This is a genomic window from Mycobacterium syngnathidarum (assembly GCF_001942625.1).
Classification (GTDB): Bacteria; Actinomycetota; Actinomycetes; order Mycobacteriales; family Mycobacteriaceae; genus Mycobacterium; species Mycobacterium syngnathidarum.
The window spans coordinates 60,260-76,652 of the sequence record NZ_MLCL01000089.1 but is presented as its reverse complement, the minus strand read 5'-3'; the positions used below and the strand labels follow the sequence as shown (position 1 = coordinate 76,652).

Here is a 16,393-nt window from a genome sequence, read left to right as displayed (position 1 = left end):
CTCATGGTTTGTCCTAACTGTCCCCCGCCGGGTGATTCGGACATGGCAGCCGAATCGAACTGGTAGCAAACCCTAACCCGGCGCGCCCCGGCGTGGGCGTCAATTGCGAGTTTCAGGCTCAGCGACTGGGATCGCCGCGCCAACGGAAGCTGTTGACGTATTTACCCATGTCCAGGGCCAACTGCAGGTTGGCCCCCGAGGGTTTACTGGCGCCGGAGCCAGGCCCGAATTCCCGGTACGGCCCGATGGCTGACGCGACCAGCGCGAGGTCGTCTTTGACCGCGACCAACACCAGGACCCGCATCCTCATGTAGTTGCTCGTCGCGCCCTGAGGCCAGCAATCGGCGACCAGGCCGAAACCCGGGTGGTAGCCGACCATCGCGTTGGGGATGGTGTAAGCGGTCCTGGTATCCGGAAAGCTCTTCTCGACCAGGGAATTGGCGATGTCCTCGGGGTTGCGCCCACCGGCCCGCTCGCTGAACAACTGCAGCATGCCGCCATCACCGGCCTGGAACTCGGCGGTGACACCGGTCGGGTTGGTGGTGACCTTGTACGCCGAGGAAGCCACCGGATAGGAGACCGAGAAGCTCCCGTCGGGCGCGGTGAAGACGGGATTGATCGCCACGGCCTGCCCGGTCGGCGGCTGCCCGCAATCCGGCGGACACATGTAGCGGGCCGGGGGTTGGCTCGTCGTGTGGGAGACCCAGGCCAGTATCCCGGCCACCAGGGCGATTCCGGCAACCAGGACGGTCAGCATTTTCAGCGCTGAGGATCCACGGATGGCCCGGGTTCTGCCTGTCGAGATGGGTACCGCGTATCCGGGGAAAAACGTGTTCATTCGGCGCCCGGCCCCGGGTCACGGACAGGTCGGTGTTCGCGACGTTCTTCTCGGGACGTGCGTGATGATGCGTGGGTGGCTGCGCCGCAGTGGGGACAGAACGACATGTCGGGCACGATGTGGCCGCAGCGTGGACAGAAGATGGGTTTGTCGGAAGCGATCTCGTCCTGGGCCTCGTGCAGCAGCGCCAGATGCAGGCCGACGCGCAGTGCCAAGATTGCCAGCAACGCAACCGTGATGTGCACGGTCAACTGGACCCACTGGGGGATACGGGCCACGTCGACCAAACCCAGTGCCGTGTAGATGATCAGCACGGCCAACGCGCAGGAGAACATCACGAGCCGGACGTAACCGACGTGTTTGTCGGCCTTGGTGGGAGGGCGGGTGAACCACAACGCCGCACCGACCAGGCCTCCGATGGACGCCGCGGTCAACGGTACTGCGATACCACGAATCCCGGCTTCCACGAGTAGCCCGGACAGCGGGCGGTTGTGCGCGATCATTCCGGTGGTCAACTGCGGGGCCAGCCGGGTCAGCGTGGCCGCCGCGGTGAAGGCCGTTGCGCCGAGAGCGCCGATCATGAAGCCGTCCAAGGATTCCCGGCTCGCCGGCCGCAGCATCCGGACCGCCACCGCGGGTACCAGCATGAGGACGGCACCGCCCAGTGGAATGCCCAGGCCGTTGCGCACGATCCGGGTTCCGGTCACCCCGGTCCCGAGCGGGACGCCGTAGGACTTGGCCATGACGTGGCCGGTGAGCAGCACCCATCCCACGCCCAGCGCGATTCCCAGGACGACGGTCAGCGCCAGGTTGGCGCGGTGCAGGTCCCGGAAGGCATCGGACTCGTAGAGATAAATCAGGAAGAGCAACGGAAGCCCCAGCGCCGCAACAGCGATCAGGGCCGCGGGCAGGCGCAACAGCGCACACGACACCAACGCGGCGAGCAGGATCAGCATCGCGATGCGGAACGGGGTGCGAGATCGATCCGACAGGTGAGGGAACAGCGAGCTGGTGATCGACGGGCGCAGCAGATGTTCGTCGGGGGCGACGCAGGATGCACTGAGGCGCAACCATTCCGGCCCGTCTCCTTGCTCCTTGTCGATCGGCACCCCGCACAGGCCGCAGTACTTGCCGTCGGGCACGTCGACCTTGCAGACGCGACACTCGGTGGTCGGGACGTCGTTGCCCTCAGGCGTGTCGGTCATCGGTTCGCCTTCTGCAGCACGAGGAGATTCTTGACGAGGTTCTCTACGTTGGGCGTGCCCAGCCCGGTCACCATGTCGTAGCCGGGTGCGGCGCTGGCCACCGCGTTGCCCCCGAGGGTGACGTCGCGGAATGCCGGCAGCGGTGCACCCTTGGCGACGCGGTACAGCATCGGATTGAGATCGCCGAGTGCGCGCCCACCGTTGGCGGTCAGGTACTGGTTCATCACCGCGGCCATCGCAGCCCACAGCGGCGCGGACTGCGAGGTGCCGCCGCCGACCAGGACCTGGCCGTTCAGAACGATCTTCACGCCGGTGAACGGGTCGGCGACCGCCGAGATGTCTGGGGTCAGCCGCTTCTGGTCGCCACCGGCTTCGGTACTACCGGGTGCGGACAGCCCGCGCTGCCAGCCCGGTCGGTCGAACAGCGACGAAACCCCGCCGCCGGTGCCTTGTGACAGCGGGACGTCGAACCAGGCCTGTTCGGCCAACCAGTCGCCGTCGGCGTCGGTGGACAGTGTGGTGCCGCCGACGTCGGTCATCTCCGGCAGGGAGGCCACCGAGTCCAGGCCGATGTCGTCTTCGCTGGGTGCCGACGACCAGTCTTGTCCGCCTTTGCATTCCAAGCCGGCCAGGTCGCCGCTGGCATTGAATGCCGTGGTGCCGTGGGTGTGTGCGGTGGCCAGCGCCGAGCGGACGGGGGCGAGATCGGCCGCGGTGATCAGCTTGTCGCAGCCCCACCCGATCGAGAAGCTCCACACCGCACCGGGGAACTGCCGGTCGGCGGACTCGAGCATCTTCCCGATCTTCTCGTAGGCACCGTCACCCTCGACGGTCGGCCGGGCATTGACCACGACCTTCTGCGCATCCGGGGCGATGGCATGGGCGACCTGCAGATCCATGGTGGTCTCACCCCGCGGTGCACTCGGTTGCCCGCCGACCACCGCGGGTGTGAACCTGGGCAGGCCGAAGGTGGTGGCGAACGTGTCCAGATCGGACTGATCGAATCCGTCGAACGCGAAGAACACGATGGTGGTGCCCTTGCCGGTGAATCCCTGTTTGGCCAGATCGGCGAGGTTGTAGGTGTTGAGCACTCCCTGTGGCGTCAATCCCTGGTCCGGAACATCGGTGGGCAGGTTCCGCAGGTCCGGCAGTGACATCCGGTGTGGCGTGTAGCCCAGGATCCGGCCGACCTCGCTGACGTCTGCGGCCAGTGGCCCGGGCACCGAAGGCTGTTGCGGTGAGGCATAGAACTCCTGACCGCGCCGCCCCCGGTAGTCGTGGATGTCCACGCCGAAAGCGGTTGCCATGTCGGGGGATCGGCCTTCGGTGATCGCCCAGGCGTCACCGGGTCGCCAGCGGACCGACAGTGCGTGCTGCTCGGCCCACTCGAACAGGGCCGCCGGCCGAGCGGCACCGTGCAGCGTCATGGTGAGTTGCGCCGAACCGTTGTCGGCGGGGCCGAGATCGGTTGAGTCGGACAGCAGATGGGCGTACGGGCCGCTTATCTGAGCGGACCCGTACGCCCGGTCACCCGTGGCCGGAGTGGCCCGCAGGTCAGACACCAGCAGGGCGCTGAACAGGATCAGAACCAGTAGCGTCCGCCCAGCGGCGATGTTCATCCCGGTCATGGGTGAACGACCGACTTTCTGTGCTCCGCGTTCAGTTGTCGCCGGGGATGGCGGTCGGTGCAGGCGGTGCCTTCACGCCGGGTGTGAAGAGATTGCCGCCGGTGGGGTTGATCGACTTCTCGGTCGGTTCGACCGATGGCGGTGGAGCAGGGGTGGCCGGCGTGGTGGTTGTGGTCGTCGTCGTGGTGGTCGGTGTGGTGGTCTCGGGGCCCTCCTCCTCGGTACCGCACGCGGCGGTGAACGAGATCATCCCGATGACTGCCGCGCCGCCCGCGATGACGGTGAGCCGACGAGTCAACTGCCCAGACTTCATGTTGTTGTCCTCACTGTCCCCCGTGCTGTTACAGAGCTGGCCTTCGGCGAATCGCGGTGGATTCCCACTACTTGCAACGCAAATCGTGGCCCAGCCCCATCCCGAAGCGGGTTCTGGTGATCGGAACTCTAACCGAAGGTCCGCGCGGTCGCAGAACCATCGCCGGCGGTGCGGCTTCCCGCGTCGGTGGCCGTCGCCCGCGGCTTGACGCTGTCGGAGCGTAGGTGTTTACTCGAGCCATCGAACATATATTCGAACATGCTGGGTTGCGAATGGTGCGGGAGGTGTTGTTGTGACTGTTGCGGCAGAGCTTGATATGCGTCGGCTTACCCGCTCTGAACAGGTAGAACACCTCCGCCGGAAGATTGCCTCGGTGTCGGGCAAGGTCGGCCCGGTGCATCGCGGAGCGCCCCGGTCACCGGCGGTGGCGACGCCTCCGGAAACTTTGCTGTCGTCGCCTGAAACCCAGGTTGATGCATTCCCGGAGGGCCTGCAGACGATGCTGCCACGCGGGTCGGTCGCGGTGGCCGCGGGTGCCCGGTCGCTGTCGCTGGGCATGGTGGCGGCGGTGACGGCCGGGGGCGGGCATGCGGTGATCATCGGCCAACCCGATGTCGGCCTGTTGGCCGCGGTGGAGATGGGCGCCGACCTGAGCCGCCTCGCGGTGATCCCCGACCCAGGCGCCGACCCTGTTGAGGTGGCCTCGGTGCTGATGGACGGGATGGATCTGGTGGTGCTCGGTCTGGGTGGGCGTTCGGTGCCGCCGAGCCGGGCCCGGGTGATGGTGGCGCGGGCACGGCAGAAGGGCTGCACTCTGTTGGTCACCGACGGTGACTGGCAGGGGGCATCGGCCCGGCTGGAGGCGCGGGTATCCGGCTACGAGGTGGTCGGTGCCGGTCAGGACGTCCCGACGCCCGGCCGTGGCCGGATCAGCCGGGTTCGGCTGGCCATGGGGGCCCGGGGCCGGGGCGTCGGATCGGCTTGTGCGGCAGGCGGGTAGCTCATGCCCGCGGATTCCAGGGTGCTGGCTCTCTGGTGTATGGACTGGCCGGCGGTGGCTGCGGCGACGGCGGCAGGTCTGACGTCGACGGTGCCGGTCGCGGTCACCTTGGCCAACCGGGTGATCGCCTGTTCGGCATCGGCACGCGCAGCCGGGGTCCGGCGCGGCCTGCGCCGCCGCGAGGCTCAGGGCCGGTGCCCGCAACTGCATGTCGTCACCGCCGATCCGGCCAGGGACGCCCGCCATTTCGAGAACGTGACGCTTGCCGTCGACGATCTGGTACCTCGCGCCGAGGTGCTGCGTCCGGGGCTGCTGGTGCTCTCGGTCCGCGGCGCGGCACGGTACTTTGGTTCGGAATCGGTTGCGGCAGAACGATTGATCGATGCTGTCGCCGCGGCAGGGGCTGAATGTCAGGTCGGCATCGCCGATCAGCTTTCCACAGCGGTCTTCGCAGCTCGGGCGGGGTGCATCGTCGAACCCGGGGCCGACGCACGGTTTCTGTCCGGGTTGTCGATCCGGCAACTGTCCACCGAACCGGCCCTGGCCGCTCCGGGGCGCGAGGACCTGGCAGATCTGTTGTGGCGGATGGGTATCCGGACTCTTGGGCAGTTCGCGGAGTTGTCCCGCACCGATGTTGCCTCCCGGTTCGGGGCCGACGCGGTGTCGGCGCACCGGTTCGCCTGTGGCGAGCCGGATCGGGGGCCTTCCGGGCGGGATCCGGCCGCTGAACTCGACGCGGTGATGAACTGTGACCCGCCGATCGAACGGGTGGATGCCGCAGCCTTCGCGGGACGGTCACTGGCCAGTGATCTGCACCGTCATCTGGAGGCGGTGGGGGTGGGCTGCACCCGATTGGCCATCCACGCCGTAACCGCCAACGGTGAAGAGCTGGAACGGGTCTGGCGGTGTGCCGAACCACTGACCGAGGATGCCACCGCTGATCGGGTGCGTTGGCAGTTGGACGGCTGGCTGAACTGCCGCACCATTGATCGGCCTAGTGCGCCCCTCGTCATGTTGCGCTTGCGGCCGGTGGAGGTGGTGTCGGCGGCGGCGCTGCAGTTGCCGTTGTGGGGCGGGCTCGGGGAGGAGGATCGGCTGCGGGCCCGGCGGGCGCTGCTGCGGGTTCAGGGTCTGCTCGGCCCGGAGGCGGTCCAGGTCCCGGTGCTCAGCGGCGGGCGTGGACCGGCTGAACGCATCACCTTCACCCCGCTGGGGGATGAGCCGGTGCCGCGAGCCGATCCTCGGCAACCCTGGCCCGGTCAGCTGCCCGAGCCCTCGCCGACTGTGTTGCTCGACGACCCGGTGGAACTGCTTGATGTACAAGGAAATCCGGTGCGGGTCACCAGCCGCGGGTTGTTCTCCGCCGATCCGGCGCAGCTGACCGGCGCCGGCCGCCGGGACGGCAGGTTGTGCTGGTGGGCGGGGCCGTGGCCGGTCGACGAGCGGTGGTGGGATCCGGAGAACCGAGGGGTCGGACGTACGGCGCGGGTCCAGGTGCTGCTGGGCTCTGGAGATGGGGAAGGGGGTGATCTTGCTCTGCTGTTGTGTTACCGGCAGCGCCGGTGGTATCTGGAGGGCGCCTATGAATGAAGTCTTAGGGAGCCGCTAAATGACGAGGTGGCAAGCGTAGCATGCAGTGCTACGCTTGGGTATGACCGAAGAAATCAGTCAGCGCGAATTGCGTAACGACAGCGGGCGGGTCCTGCGGGCATTGGATGAGGGGAAGACGTTCGTCATCACCCGTAATCGCGAGCCTGTCGGGGAACTTCGTCCGTTGCGGCGGCGACGGCTGATGGATGCGCACATCGCAGTTGAGTTGTTCCGTCATGCTCCTACGGTCGATGGGGTTCGGTTCCGAGCTGATGTGGATGCACTCGCTGACCAAGATCCGGCACCTAGTGTCTGAACGGGCGAAAGTTCGTGCCAAGGCGGGATTACTTGACACCTCCGTGGTCGTAGATCTGGAATCGCTGAGCCCGGAGGATCTTCCTGAGCAGATTGCGATCAGCGCAGTGACGCTCGCGGAGCTTGCCGCCGGTCCGGTGTCAACGACCGATCCCGCTGAACGTGCCAGGAGACAAGATCGCCTGCAGCGGGCAGAAGCGGTTTTCGATCCGGTCCCTTTCGGCGTCGAGGCGGCACGAGCCTATGGCCGGGTGGCGAGCGCAGTGGTTTCGGCGAAACGACAACCGCGAAAACGATTCGCCGATCTGATGATCGCGGCGGTGGCCATTGCCGAGGGCATGCCCGTCGTTACACGGAACCCGGATGATTTTCGCGGGTTGGAGGATCTCGTTACCGTTATCGCCGTCTAGCGTCGGGCTGGTCAGCTCAAACGCTGTGCGAATTCCCCGACCCGGCTGATAAACCGGTCGAAGAACACCGACGGGTCGACCTCGGTGCCGATCAGTGCATTGGGTCGACGGCCCCAGTGTCCGCGCCAGTCGGCCACCGTCATGCCGCGGGTCAGAGTTCCGCTCAGCTCGACATCGACTGTGGTCTCCCGGTAGCTCACCAACTCCGGGTCCAGGGCGACGGCAGCGGCCAGGGGATCGTGCAGGTGGGCCAGGTAGCCGTCGCCGGTGTCGAAGTGGAACTCGAAGTAGAACCGCATGGAGTCCTCGAGCACGCGGATCAACGGATTGTCCGCGCTGGACCGCGTGCCCCGCTCGTCGAGCACGCTCATCGGTGCCGATGGGGAGCCGGCCGCGGCCGCCAATCGGTTCAGTAGTGCGGGCGTCATCGCGATGTTCTCGGTCAGGTTGAGGCCCAACACGATTGGCACATGTTCCGCATCATCGTGGCCCCAGGCGGCGTTCCAACCGCTGAATACCTCGGCGGCAGACTCGGGGTCCACACTGATGTTCCATTCCGACACCGGTGTGGTGTTGCCGCGATAGTCGAAGGCCCCGCCCATGATCACCAACCGGCGCAGCAGCTTGGGCAAAGTGGGTTCGGCGCGCATGGCCAGCGCCAGGTTGGTCAGCGGGCCGGTGGCCAGGCCGATCAATTCGCCCGGGTGCGCGCGTGCGGCGCGTACCCAGGCCTCGGCGGCATCGTGCGCGGTGAGCAGCCGATCGCTGTTCGGCAACTGCGCATATCCCAGGCCTTGTGGCCCGTGGGTGTCCTCGGCGGTGCGCAGGGGTGCGCTCAACGGCTGTTCGGCCCCCTTGGAGACCGGGACCCCCGCCACCCCACACAGCTCCAGCATGCCGAGGTTGTTGGCACAGACCTGTTGCACCGGAACGTTTCCCGCGGTAGAGGCGATACCGACCAGTTCGGCCTCAGGGCTGGCGAACAGATATGCCAGCGCCATGGCGTCATCGACACCGGTATCGACGTCGGCGAACACGGGAATTACGGATGACGTCACCGTGCCAAGGATAAGCCAACGACATGACCCAGATCGGCTACCAGTGCACCCCGGGCACCAACCGCACCGCCCGCTTGACCGGGCGGGCCACCGCCCGCGGGACCCGCAGGTTGCGTCTGCTGCGGACGGGTCGCTTCGGGCGTCGTTGCGCTTCAACGCGATCCGGCCCGTCGGTGCCGACGCCACGTGCGGCGGCCGAATCCGGGTAGCCCAGATACAGCTGGTGCAGAACGCGTCGGGACAGTTTCGGGGTCAGGTAATTCCCGAAATCGGCGACGGTCCCGAGCGGGGTGTCGATCCGGGCCGGTTTGTCGACCAAGCCGCGCACCACCATGGCCGCGGCATGTTCGGCCGAGATGGGCGGTACCGGGTTGAGCTTGCGTGACGGCGCGATCATCGGCGTCTTCACCAACGGCATATGGATATTGGTGAACGTGATGTGATCGGAGAGGGTTTCGGTGCCGACCACCTCGGAGAACGCATCCAGCGCGGCCTTGGACGGGAGGTAGGCGCTGTACTTCGGGCTGTTGGCCTGTACCCCCGCGCTGGACACGTTGACCACATGACCGAACCGGCGTTCGCGCCAGTGCGGCAGCAGCGCCAGCACCATCCGCACCGAGCCGAAGTAGTTGACCGCCATCACCCGCTCGTAGTCGTGCAAGCGGTCCGTCGAGTTCACCACCGAGCGGCGGATCGACCGGCCGGCGTTGTTCACCAGGTAGTCGACGTGGTCGAACCGGCCGAGGATGTCCTTGACCGTGTGCTCGACCGACGCCGAATCGGTGACGTCGCAGGTGAATGCATAGGCCTGCCCGCCTGCCGAGCGGATCTCGGCGACCAGGTCGTCGAGTGCCTCCCCGTTGCGGGCCAGGGCGAAGACGCAGGCGCCGCGCTCGGCGATGGCGATGGCCGAGGCCCGGCCGATGCCGCTGGAGGCGCCGGTGATGATGACGTGCTTGCCGACCAGGGGGCCGGCCGGGTCGTCGCGCCGCGCCCGGTCCGGGTCGAGGTGCTCAGCCCAGTACCGCCACAGTTTCGGTGCGTACGTGCTGAATTCAGGTACCGCGATCCCGGTGCCGCGCAACACGGCGGTGGTGTAGTCGGCGGTGAATGTCGGCCTCAACTCGGCCACGTCGAGCACATCGCCGGGGATCCCCAACTGGGTGGAGACGATGTTGCGCACCGCCTTGGCCCGTCCCCGTGCCCGCAAGACCGGTGCCGCGGTGGCCCGCGGCAGCGAGCCGCGCAGCGGCGGCAGGCCGGCTTCGACGGCCACTCCGCGGTAGATGTCGCGCAGTCCGGTGGTCTTCGGCGCGGTGAGGTGGAACGTCTCACCGTCCTTGTCGTCGACGTGCATCAGATGGACAACCGCTGCCACCACATAGTCCACCGGTACGACGTTGGTCCGGCCCGAGTCGGGCAGCATCATCGGGGTGAACTTGGGCAGTGCTGCCAGCCGCGCCAGCACGCCGAAGAAGTAGTACGGGCCGTCGATCTTGTCCATCTCGCCGGTCTGCGAATCGCCGACCACAACCGCCGGGCGGTATACCCGGTAGCGCAGGCCCGGCGCCGAGCGGACCAGCAGTTCGGCCTCGAACTTGGTCTGGTGATACGGCGTGGGCAGGTCCTGGGCGACGTCGAAATCGGCCTCGGTGAACACGCCCCGATGGTTGCCGGCCACCGCGATCGAGGACACGTGGTGCAATGTGGCATCCAGGCGCTGGGCCAGTGCGATCACCGCGCGGGTGCCCTCGACGTTGGCGGCCCGTTGCTCGGCCTCGCCCACGGTCATGTCGTAGATCGCCGCGCAGTGCACCACATGGGAGATGTCACCGAGGTCGGCGATATCGGTGTCGGACAACCCGAGATCAGCCGCGGTCAGGTCACCGACCAGCGGTTTCACTCGATCATCCCAGTTTTGGGCGAGCTTCTCGAACCGTGTCAACGACTCACGGCGCACCAGCACCCACACCTCGGCGCCGGGGTCACGGGACAGAATCCGGGTGATCACTCGGCGGCCGATAAACCCGGTACCGCCGGTAACGACATAACGCATGCGAGCCATCGTGGCCCTAGATTTGGCAAACGTCAACATGGGCGGCCGCCTCAACTATCGTCGGCACGCATGCCTCTCAATCCGGACGCCATAGGCGCGACGACCGATCCGATCCCGTTCGACTGGACCGACCGCGACACCCTGCTGTACGCCATCGGCGTCGGCGCGGGAACCGATGACCTTGCCTTCACCACCGAGAACAGCCACGAGATCGAGCAACAGGTGTTGCCGACGTATGCGGTGATCGCGTGCTCGGCGTTCCCGGCGGCACTGAAGATCGGCACCTTCAACTTCAGCATGCTGCTGCACGGGTCCCAGGAGATCCGGCTGCACCGGCCGCTGCCGCCGGCCGGAAAGTTGACCGTGGTCTCCGAGGTTGCTGACATTCAGGACAAGGGGGAAGGCAAGAACGCGGTGGTCATGCTCAAGGGCATCGGCACCGATCCGGCCAGCGGCGAGGTTGTCGCGGAAACCCTTACCACCGTGGTGATTCGGGGCGAAGGCGGGTTCGGCGGCCAGCCCGGGCAGCGCCCGGAGGCACCGCAGATTCCCGACCGCGAACCCGACGCCCAGGTGGCGCTGCCCACCCGCGAGGACCAGGCGCTGATCTACCGGCTCTCCGGGGACCGCAACCCCCTGCACAGTGATCCCTGGTTCGCGAAGAATCTCGCCGGGTTCCCGAAACCGATCCTGCACGGGCTGTGCACATACGGGGTGGCCGGCCGGGCACTGGTTGCCGAGCTCGGCGGCGGCGACGCCACGAAGGTTCATGCGGTGGCGGCGCGGTTCAGTTCGCCGGTGTTCCCAGGCGAGACGCTGACGACGTCGATCTGGCGCACCGAACCGGGCCGGGCGGTGTTCCGCACCGAGGCTGCCGGGCCCGACGGAGCTGAGGCCCGGCTCGTCCTGGAGGACGGCGCCGCAGAGTATTCCGCCTGATCCAGGCAATTTCGTAGAAGCCCTGCACGCCGCGTAGTGGGTTGACAGGATCGAACCACGACGTTCGCACGGCGCGGTGCGGGATGGGTGGTGGCAGATGACGCAGGCGAACTTGGTCGTTGGATACCTGGCCACCCCCGGTGGTGCCGACGCGGTGGCCTTGGCAGTCCGGTTCGCCCGGACCCTGGGTGCCGAGGTCAACATCTGCATCGTGCTCCCGCCCGACACCGCGCCACCGGGCACCGTGCCCAAAGGCGGTGGCTACGAAGACGTCGTCGCCGAACAAGCGCAGCGTTGGCTCGACGATGCACGGGGGCTGGTGCCCGACGACGTTGTGGCACACACCCATCTCAGCTTTGACGAGTCGTTCACCGACGGTTTGATCCGCGAGGCGCTGCGGTTGCAGACCAGCGCCATCGTGGTCGGTGGCGCGGGTGGGGGACTGGTCGGCAGTTACTCGCTGGGGTCGGTGGTCAACGAGTTGTTGCATTCCTCGCCGCTGCCGGTTGCGGTGGCGCCGCGTGGGACGCGCTTTTCCCAAGTTCAGCGGGTGCACGAAATCACTTGTGCCATCGGCCAGCGCCAGGGCTCGGGCTTGTTGCTCGACACCGCTGTACGTGCCAGCCGGGCTGCGGATGTCCCCTTGCGGTTGGTGTCGCTGGTGGCACTGGATCCTGCCTTCGGCTCGCTACGCGGCGACGCCGAGGCGGTCCGGGCGCACGCGCTCGCACATGCCGAGCGAACCCTTGATGCGGCCAGAAACGAACTGCCTCCTGATTTTCCGGTGACGTCCACGATCGTGAACGGTCCAACAGTCGAAGCGGCCGTCGAACAGTTGGGCTGGCAGGACGGTGACGTCATCATGGTCGGATCCAGCCGGCTCAGTGCGCCGCGGCGGATCTTCCTCGGTTCGACCGCCGCAAAGATGTTGCGGGTTTTGGACGTACCCATGGTGGTCGTGCCCCGGGACGAACGGAAGGACGGCGAGGACAAGTCATGAGCGAGTCGGCATCCGAACGCCAGTCCCACCAGAAGCTCGAGGAAGCCGAACACTCCGCGGGATTGGTGTCGAAAGGGCTGGCCGCAGGCAAGGTCGGCACGTTGTCTGGTGCGATCCTCGGGATCTCTTGTGTGGCACCCGGGTACACGCTGACTGCCAGCATCGGCCTGATCGTCGCCGCGGTCGGCTTGAAGATGCCCGCCATCTTCATCGCCGGGTTCATACCGATGTTCCTGACCGCCTACGCTTATCGTGAACTCAACTCACGTGCGCCCGATTGTGGGGCGTCGTTCACCTGGTCTACCAAGGCATTTGGTCCGTATGTCGGGTGGATGTGCGGTTGGGGCATGGTGGTTGCGTCCATCATCGTGCTGTCCAATCTGGCCGCGATCGCCGTCGAGTTCTTCTATCTGTTCATCGCCCGGATCGCCAACCAACCCTCGATCGCCGAGCTCTCCGACAACAAGGCCATCAACATCGTCACCACACTGGTGTTCCTGGCGATCGCGACCGCCATCGCCAGTAGAGGCATCACCACCAGTGAACGGGTCCAGTACGTACTGGTCGGTTTCCAGATGGTGGTGCTGCTGGCGTTCGCGGTGATGGCGTTCGTCCGTGTGGGTGGCGGTGACGCCCCGGCCGGGTTGTCGTTCGACCTGGACTGGTTCAACCCATTCAGCGGGCTGGCGTTGAGCGCCTTCGTGGTTGGTGTGACGGGGTCGATCTTCGCCTTCTGGGGCTGGGACACATGTCTGACACTGGGAGAGGAATCCAAGGATCCGACGAAGGTGCCGGGCCGGGCCGGGCTGCTGTGCGTGCTGTCCATCCTTGCGACGTATCTGCTGATCGCGGTCGCGGTCATGATGTTTGCCGGTGTCGGGGAAACCGATCTCGGACTCGGCAACCCGGACAATGCCGAGAATGTGTTCGCCGCGCTGGCCGACCCCGTGCTGGGGACGTGGGCCGGCCCGTTGCTGTTTCTGGCGATCCTGGCCTCGTCGGTGGCCAGCCTGCAGACCACATTCCTTCCTGCCGCACGCGCAATGCTCGCGATGGGTGCCTACCGGGCCTTCCCGTCGCGCTTCGCCGAGGTCAGCCCGCGCTACCTGGTGCCGAGCTTCGCGACCATCACCGCCGGCGTGGTCACCGGTGTTTTCTACACCGTGGTGAGCCTGCTCTCGGAGAGCGCCCTGCTGGATACCATTGCCGCCCTTGGCATCATGATCTGCTGGTACTACGGCATCACTGCGTTTGCGTGCGTCTGGTACTTCCGCCGGGAGTTGTTCGCCAGCGTCCACAACGTGGTGTTCAAGTTCTTGTTCCCGCTCCTCGGCGGACTCGTATTGGCGGCGGTGTTCGTGATCTCGATCGGCGAGAGCATGAATCCGGAGAACGCCAGCGGTGCGGCGATCGGCGGCATCGGCCTGGTGTTCTTCATCGGCTTCGGTGTGCTGCTCTTCGGTGCCGTGCTCATGTTGATCTGGCGGTCTCGCAGCCCTGAGTTCTTCCGGGGCGAGACGCTGCGGTACGACACACCGTCGCTGGTGGAGTAGGGGCGCGGTGGTCAGCTGCCGGCCGCGTTACCGATCCCCGAGTTGCCCTTGTTGTGGGCGAGCTCGAACGGATCGAGCAGGTCCCACACCGTGGCGACAGCGGTGTCTTTCAGCTCGGCGCCCGGGGTTTCCAGGTTGATCAGGTCGGCGACGATGTCGTAGCCGTAGTACACCGCCGAACCCGGCGGAGTGGTCTTGATCAGCTCCATGATGATGGTCTGCCGGGCGTCGCGGGCCGCCTCGTCATCGCCGAGCGCCGGCGCCAGACTGGGCAGGATCTTGCTGATCGGGATCACCGCGTTGACCCACGGCACGATCTGGCTGCCCCGGTAGATCTGCTCGGTGGCTTCCCGGACGAACGGATCGAGTTGATCGGGTGACGCCCCCATCAGGGCATTCCGCAGATTCATGATCGGCTCGGGGATGTCCGTCGGCTCCGGATCCTCGGCGCGGAACGGGTTGGGATCCCACGCCGGGTCATCTGCGGCGGTGTCGACCTGGGTCTGTACCGCGGCGAGCTTGGGCGTGGCCAGGCTGGTGCTCTCCGGCTGCACCACGGCCTCGCTGTCGGCCGTGGGCTTGGGCGCGGCCGCCTGCTTGGGGTTGAACAGGTCCTTGAGCTTGGCGACTTCGCCGGCCTCGAACTCCTCGGCGCTGGGCTTGGACTTGAGCTTGGGCTTGACGGGCTTGGTCAGCGAGCCGGTGATCGTCGTGGTCACGGCGTTCGCGGACTCGGTGACCCGCGTCGCCGCCTTCTCGATCTTGCCCGCGCGCTTGTCGAGGTTGTCCTTGACGGCGTCCTTGAACTTGGCCACGGGCTTGGCTCGTTTGGTGTCGGCCTTGGTTTCACCGCGCTTGGGTCCGGCCTTGGTGTGCTGCGATGTGCTGCTGGTCGAGCCCTTGGACCTGCCGTCCGTGGAATCGGCGTGCGCGGTGCCCTGGCCGGCGACTGCGAGCGCCGCACCGACTCCCGCCGCTACCGCGACACCACCGACGTAGCCGATGTACTTCGTTGACGCCGACGTTGTGGCCATTGCCTGCCTTTCAGACCCGATCCCCAGCCCATCGGCATCGTAAGGGGTCGGCGCGAATGCGGCAGTGCGTAGGTCCGATCGGACAGCTCACGCCTGCGCGACCTTGTAATACGCTGTGGATCGCCCGCATTTTTGCTGTGCAGACGTCGGAGCGGGCAGCGAGGTTAGGAGAGCGCAGTCGTGATGGTGCAGAGGTTGGCCGGTCTGTTCGGAGCGCTTGTTCTGGCGGTGACGCTGAGCGCGTGTGCCGACGACGCGTCGGTGGATGTCGCGGCACCGGTAACCCAATCGGCGGCGCCGGACCCGGCGACTGCGGAGCTCACGATCGAGATCGTCGACAAGATGAACTCGACGCTGCAGGAGATGACCGGTAGCGCTTTGGGCCAGATCGAGGTGAGCTCCATATCCATCAGCACGTCGGGCAACATGGCGGTGGACGCGCTCGACCCGGCCAAGCCCACGGAGTTCAACCAGTACGTCTCGTACTGGGACGGACGCACCGACGTACGGCCATATGACTACGGTGGCTCGGAGAAGCTGCCGGCACTGAGGGAAACGCTGTTCGCGGCCAATACCGTTGCCCCGCAAACCCTGGTGGATGCCTGGACGGACTCGTTCGAGCGTGTCGAGGGTGAGCGCGCCGAACTCAACGCATCCGCGGGGCCCACCGTGACTCGCGCCGACGAGACCGGGCCGGTCGAGATCTACGTTGTCAACGGCACCGAGCGGGACCGGCAGACCGTTTACTACGACGCGACAGGGAACTTCCTGCGCGTGTCATAGCGCCGGCGTGGAGCGGGCCGAGCGAGCCGAGCTATTCCGGCGGTGGCAGGGCGGGCGTCGGGTCGACCGGTACCGGTGGGCCGAACACCTGCCGGTTGATGACTTGTGTTGGGACAGCAGTAAACTGAGCCTCGGCAGATCCTTCCACGGTTACGCCCTTCATAAATCTGGCCTCGGTACCGTGCACGGTGAATTCGCCGTGCCGAGGCTCGTGGCCGCCGCGTACCTGATATGTCACGGCAAACGGCTGATCTGGCAAGGGGTGCAGGCCAATGTAGTTCGGTTGGATTGTGTAGGTGTAGACGCAGTTGTCGGCCGATGGGCAGTTCCGGTCGGTCACGGTGACGCCGATGTTGAATTCCTCCGGGGTTGGCAGCTTCGGCGCTGCGACCGGTGTTTGGAGTGCGGCCGGTGGCTGTGTCGCGTCCGGGACACGCGCGTCGCCGAACAAGATGAAGACCGAGACGCCGATGCCGGCGACGACTATCCCCACGAGGGTCAGCGCCGCCCCCCACTTTCGTACTAGCTGTTTCCAGCCGCCGTCACTGAACAGTGCGACCCCTAGTCGATGCATACCGGCGACTATCCGGTAGCGCGCCGGGTTTCGCTCACGGATTCGCGGTATTGGCTGACGGCGTCTCGTGCCAGGAAATGAGCGTATCGAACAGATG

At 66.4% G+C, this 16,393-nt stretch carries 16 protein-coding genes; 7 read left to right on the top strand and 9 right to left on the bottom strand.

Annotation, left to right across the window (positions count from 1 at the left end):
- Positions 1 to 118: 118 nt before the first annotated feature.
- From BKG60_RS26260 to BKG60_RS26245, 4 genes are read right to left on the bottom strand one after another with little or no spacing between them, the layout of a single operon-like run.
- On the bottom strand, positions 119 to 838 hold the full coding sequence (locus BKG60_RS26260) for a hypothetical protein (protein WP_070944187.1): 720 nt from the start codon (positions 836 to 838) through the stop codon (positions 119 to 121).
- A complete protein-coding gene (locus tag BKG60_RS26255; RefSeq protein ID WP_075910197.1) occupies positions 835 to 2,043 on the bottom strand; it encodes a zinc ribbon domain-containing protein in 1,209 nt (402 codons plus the stop codon). Before BKG60_RS26255 ends, BKG60_RS26260 begins: the two co-directional genes overlap by 4 nt.
- A complete protein-coding gene (locus tag BKG60_RS26250) occupies positions 2,040 to 3,662 on the bottom strand; it encodes a S53 family peptidase (RefSeq protein ID WP_070944343.1) in 1,623 nt (540 codons plus the stop codon). Before BKG60_RS26250 ends, BKG60_RS26255 begins: the two co-directional genes overlap by 4 nt.
- A gap of 40 nt (positions 3,663 to 3,702) precedes the next feature.
- Positions 3,703 to 3,984, bottom strand: a complete 282-nt coding sequence (locus BKG60_RS26245; protein WP_070184969.1) for a hypothetical protein — start codon at positions 3,982 to 3,984, stop codon at positions 3,703 to 3,705.
- Between the two features lie 292 nt (positions 3,985 to 4,276).
- On the opposite strand from BKG60_RS26245, the gene BKG60_RS26240 reads away from it, so the two are divergent.
- Positions 4,277 to 4,984, top strand: a complete 708-nt coding sequence (locus BKG60_RS26240; protein WP_075910196.1) for a hypothetical protein — start codon at positions 4,277 to 4,279, stop codon at positions 4,982 to 4,984.
- A gap of 3 nt (positions 4,985 to 4,987) precedes the next feature.
- Positions 4,988 to 6,574: a DNA polymerase Y family protein gene (locus tag BKG60_RS26235; RefSeq protein WP_070944184.1), complete on the top strand. Its 1,587-nt coding sequence runs from the start codon at positions 4,988 to 4,990 to the stop codon at positions 6,572 to 6,574.
- Between the two features lie 49 nt (positions 6,575 to 6,623).
- On the opposite strand, the gene BKG60_RS32150 is transcribed toward BKG60_RS26235, so the two are convergent.
- Entirely contained in the window at positions 6,624 to 6,812 is a 189-nt protein-coding gene (locus BKG60_RS32150; RefSeq protein ID WP_070188084.1) for a hypothetical protein, read from the bottom strand.
- A gap of 40 nt (positions 6,813 to 6,852) precedes the next feature.
- On the opposite strand from BKG60_RS32150, the gene BKG60_RS26225 reads away from it, so the two are divergent.
- Complete coding sequence (locus BKG60_RS26225) at positions 6,853 to 7,299, top strand: type II toxin-antitoxin system VapC family toxin (protein ID WP_070188091.1); 447 nt, start codon at positions 6,853 to 6,855, stop codon at positions 7,297 to 7,299.
- Between the two features lie 11 nt (positions 7,300 to 7,310).
- Here the strand turns inward: BKG60_RS26225 and BKG60_RS26220 are convergent, their stop codons facing one another.
- Together BKG60_RS26220 and BKG60_RS26215 are read right to left on the bottom strand one after the other, a co-directional pair.
- A complete protein-coding gene (locus tag BKG60_RS26220; protein ID WP_374242962.1) occupies positions 7,311 to 8,357 on the bottom strand; it encodes a nucleoside hydrolase in 1,047 nt (348 codons plus the stop codon).
- 37 nt (positions 8,358 to 8,394) lie between these two features.
- Positions 8,395 to 10,413: an SDR family oxidoreductase gene (locus tag BKG60_RS26215; RefSeq protein ID WP_120765038.1), complete on the bottom strand. Its 2,019-nt coding sequence runs from the start codon at positions 10,411 to 10,413 to the stop codon at positions 8,395 to 8,397.
- A gap of 69 nt (positions 10,414 to 10,482) precedes the next feature.
- Between BKG60_RS26215 and BKG60_RS26210 the strand changes: the two genes are divergently transcribed.
- From BKG60_RS26210 to BKG60_RS26200, 3 genes are all read left to right on the top strand, one after another.
- The gene (locus BKG60_RS26210; RefSeq protein ID WP_070945973.1) at positions 10,483 to 11,352 is read left to right on the top strand and encodes a MaoC family dehydratase; all 870 of its coding nucleotides are present in this window, start codon (positions 10,483 to 10,485) and stop codon (positions 11,350 to 11,352) included.
- A 97-nt stretch (positions 11,353 to 11,449) separates the two neighbouring features.
- Positions 11,450 to 12,352, top strand: a complete 903-nt coding sequence (locus BKG60_RS26205) for a universal stress protein (RefSeq protein ID WP_070946029.1) — start codon at positions 11,450 to 11,452, stop codon at positions 12,350 to 12,352.
- Complete coding sequence (locus BKG60_RS26200; protein WP_083339349.1) at positions 12,349 to 13,905, top strand: APC family permease; 1,557 nt, start codon at positions 12,349 to 12,351, stop codon at positions 13,903 to 13,905. The genes BKG60_RS26205 and BKG60_RS26200 overlap by 4 nt, the downstream gene beginning before the upstream one ends.
- Before the next feature lie 11 nt (positions 13,906 to 13,916).
- On the opposite strand, the gene BKG60_RS26195 is transcribed toward BKG60_RS26200, so the two are convergent.
- Positions 13,917 to 14,939: a hypothetical protein gene (locus BKG60_RS26195; RefSeq protein ID WP_239251631.1), complete on the bottom strand. Its 1,023-nt coding sequence runs from the start codon at positions 14,937 to 14,939 to the stop codon at positions 13,917 to 13,919.
- A 180-nt stretch (positions 14,940 to 15,119) separates the two neighbouring features.
- On the opposite strand from BKG60_RS26195, the gene BKG60_RS26190 reads away from it, so the two are divergent.
- Positions 15,120 to 15,722, top strand: coding sequence for a hypothetical protein (locus BKG60_RS26190; RefSeq protein ID WP_131823407.1), 603 nt, complete (start codon positions 15,120 to 15,122; stop codon positions 15,720 to 15,722).
- Positions 15,723 to 15,753: 31 nt separating this feature from the next.
- Here the strand turns inward: BKG60_RS26190 and BKG60_RS26185 are convergent, their stop codons facing one another.
- Positions 15,754 to 16,173: a hypothetical protein gene (locus BKG60_RS26185; RefSeq protein ID WP_131823408.1), complete on the bottom strand. Its 420-nt coding sequence runs from the start codon at positions 16,171 to 16,173 to the stop codon at positions 15,754 to 15,756.
- Positions 16,174 to 16,393: the final 220 nt, after the last annotated feature.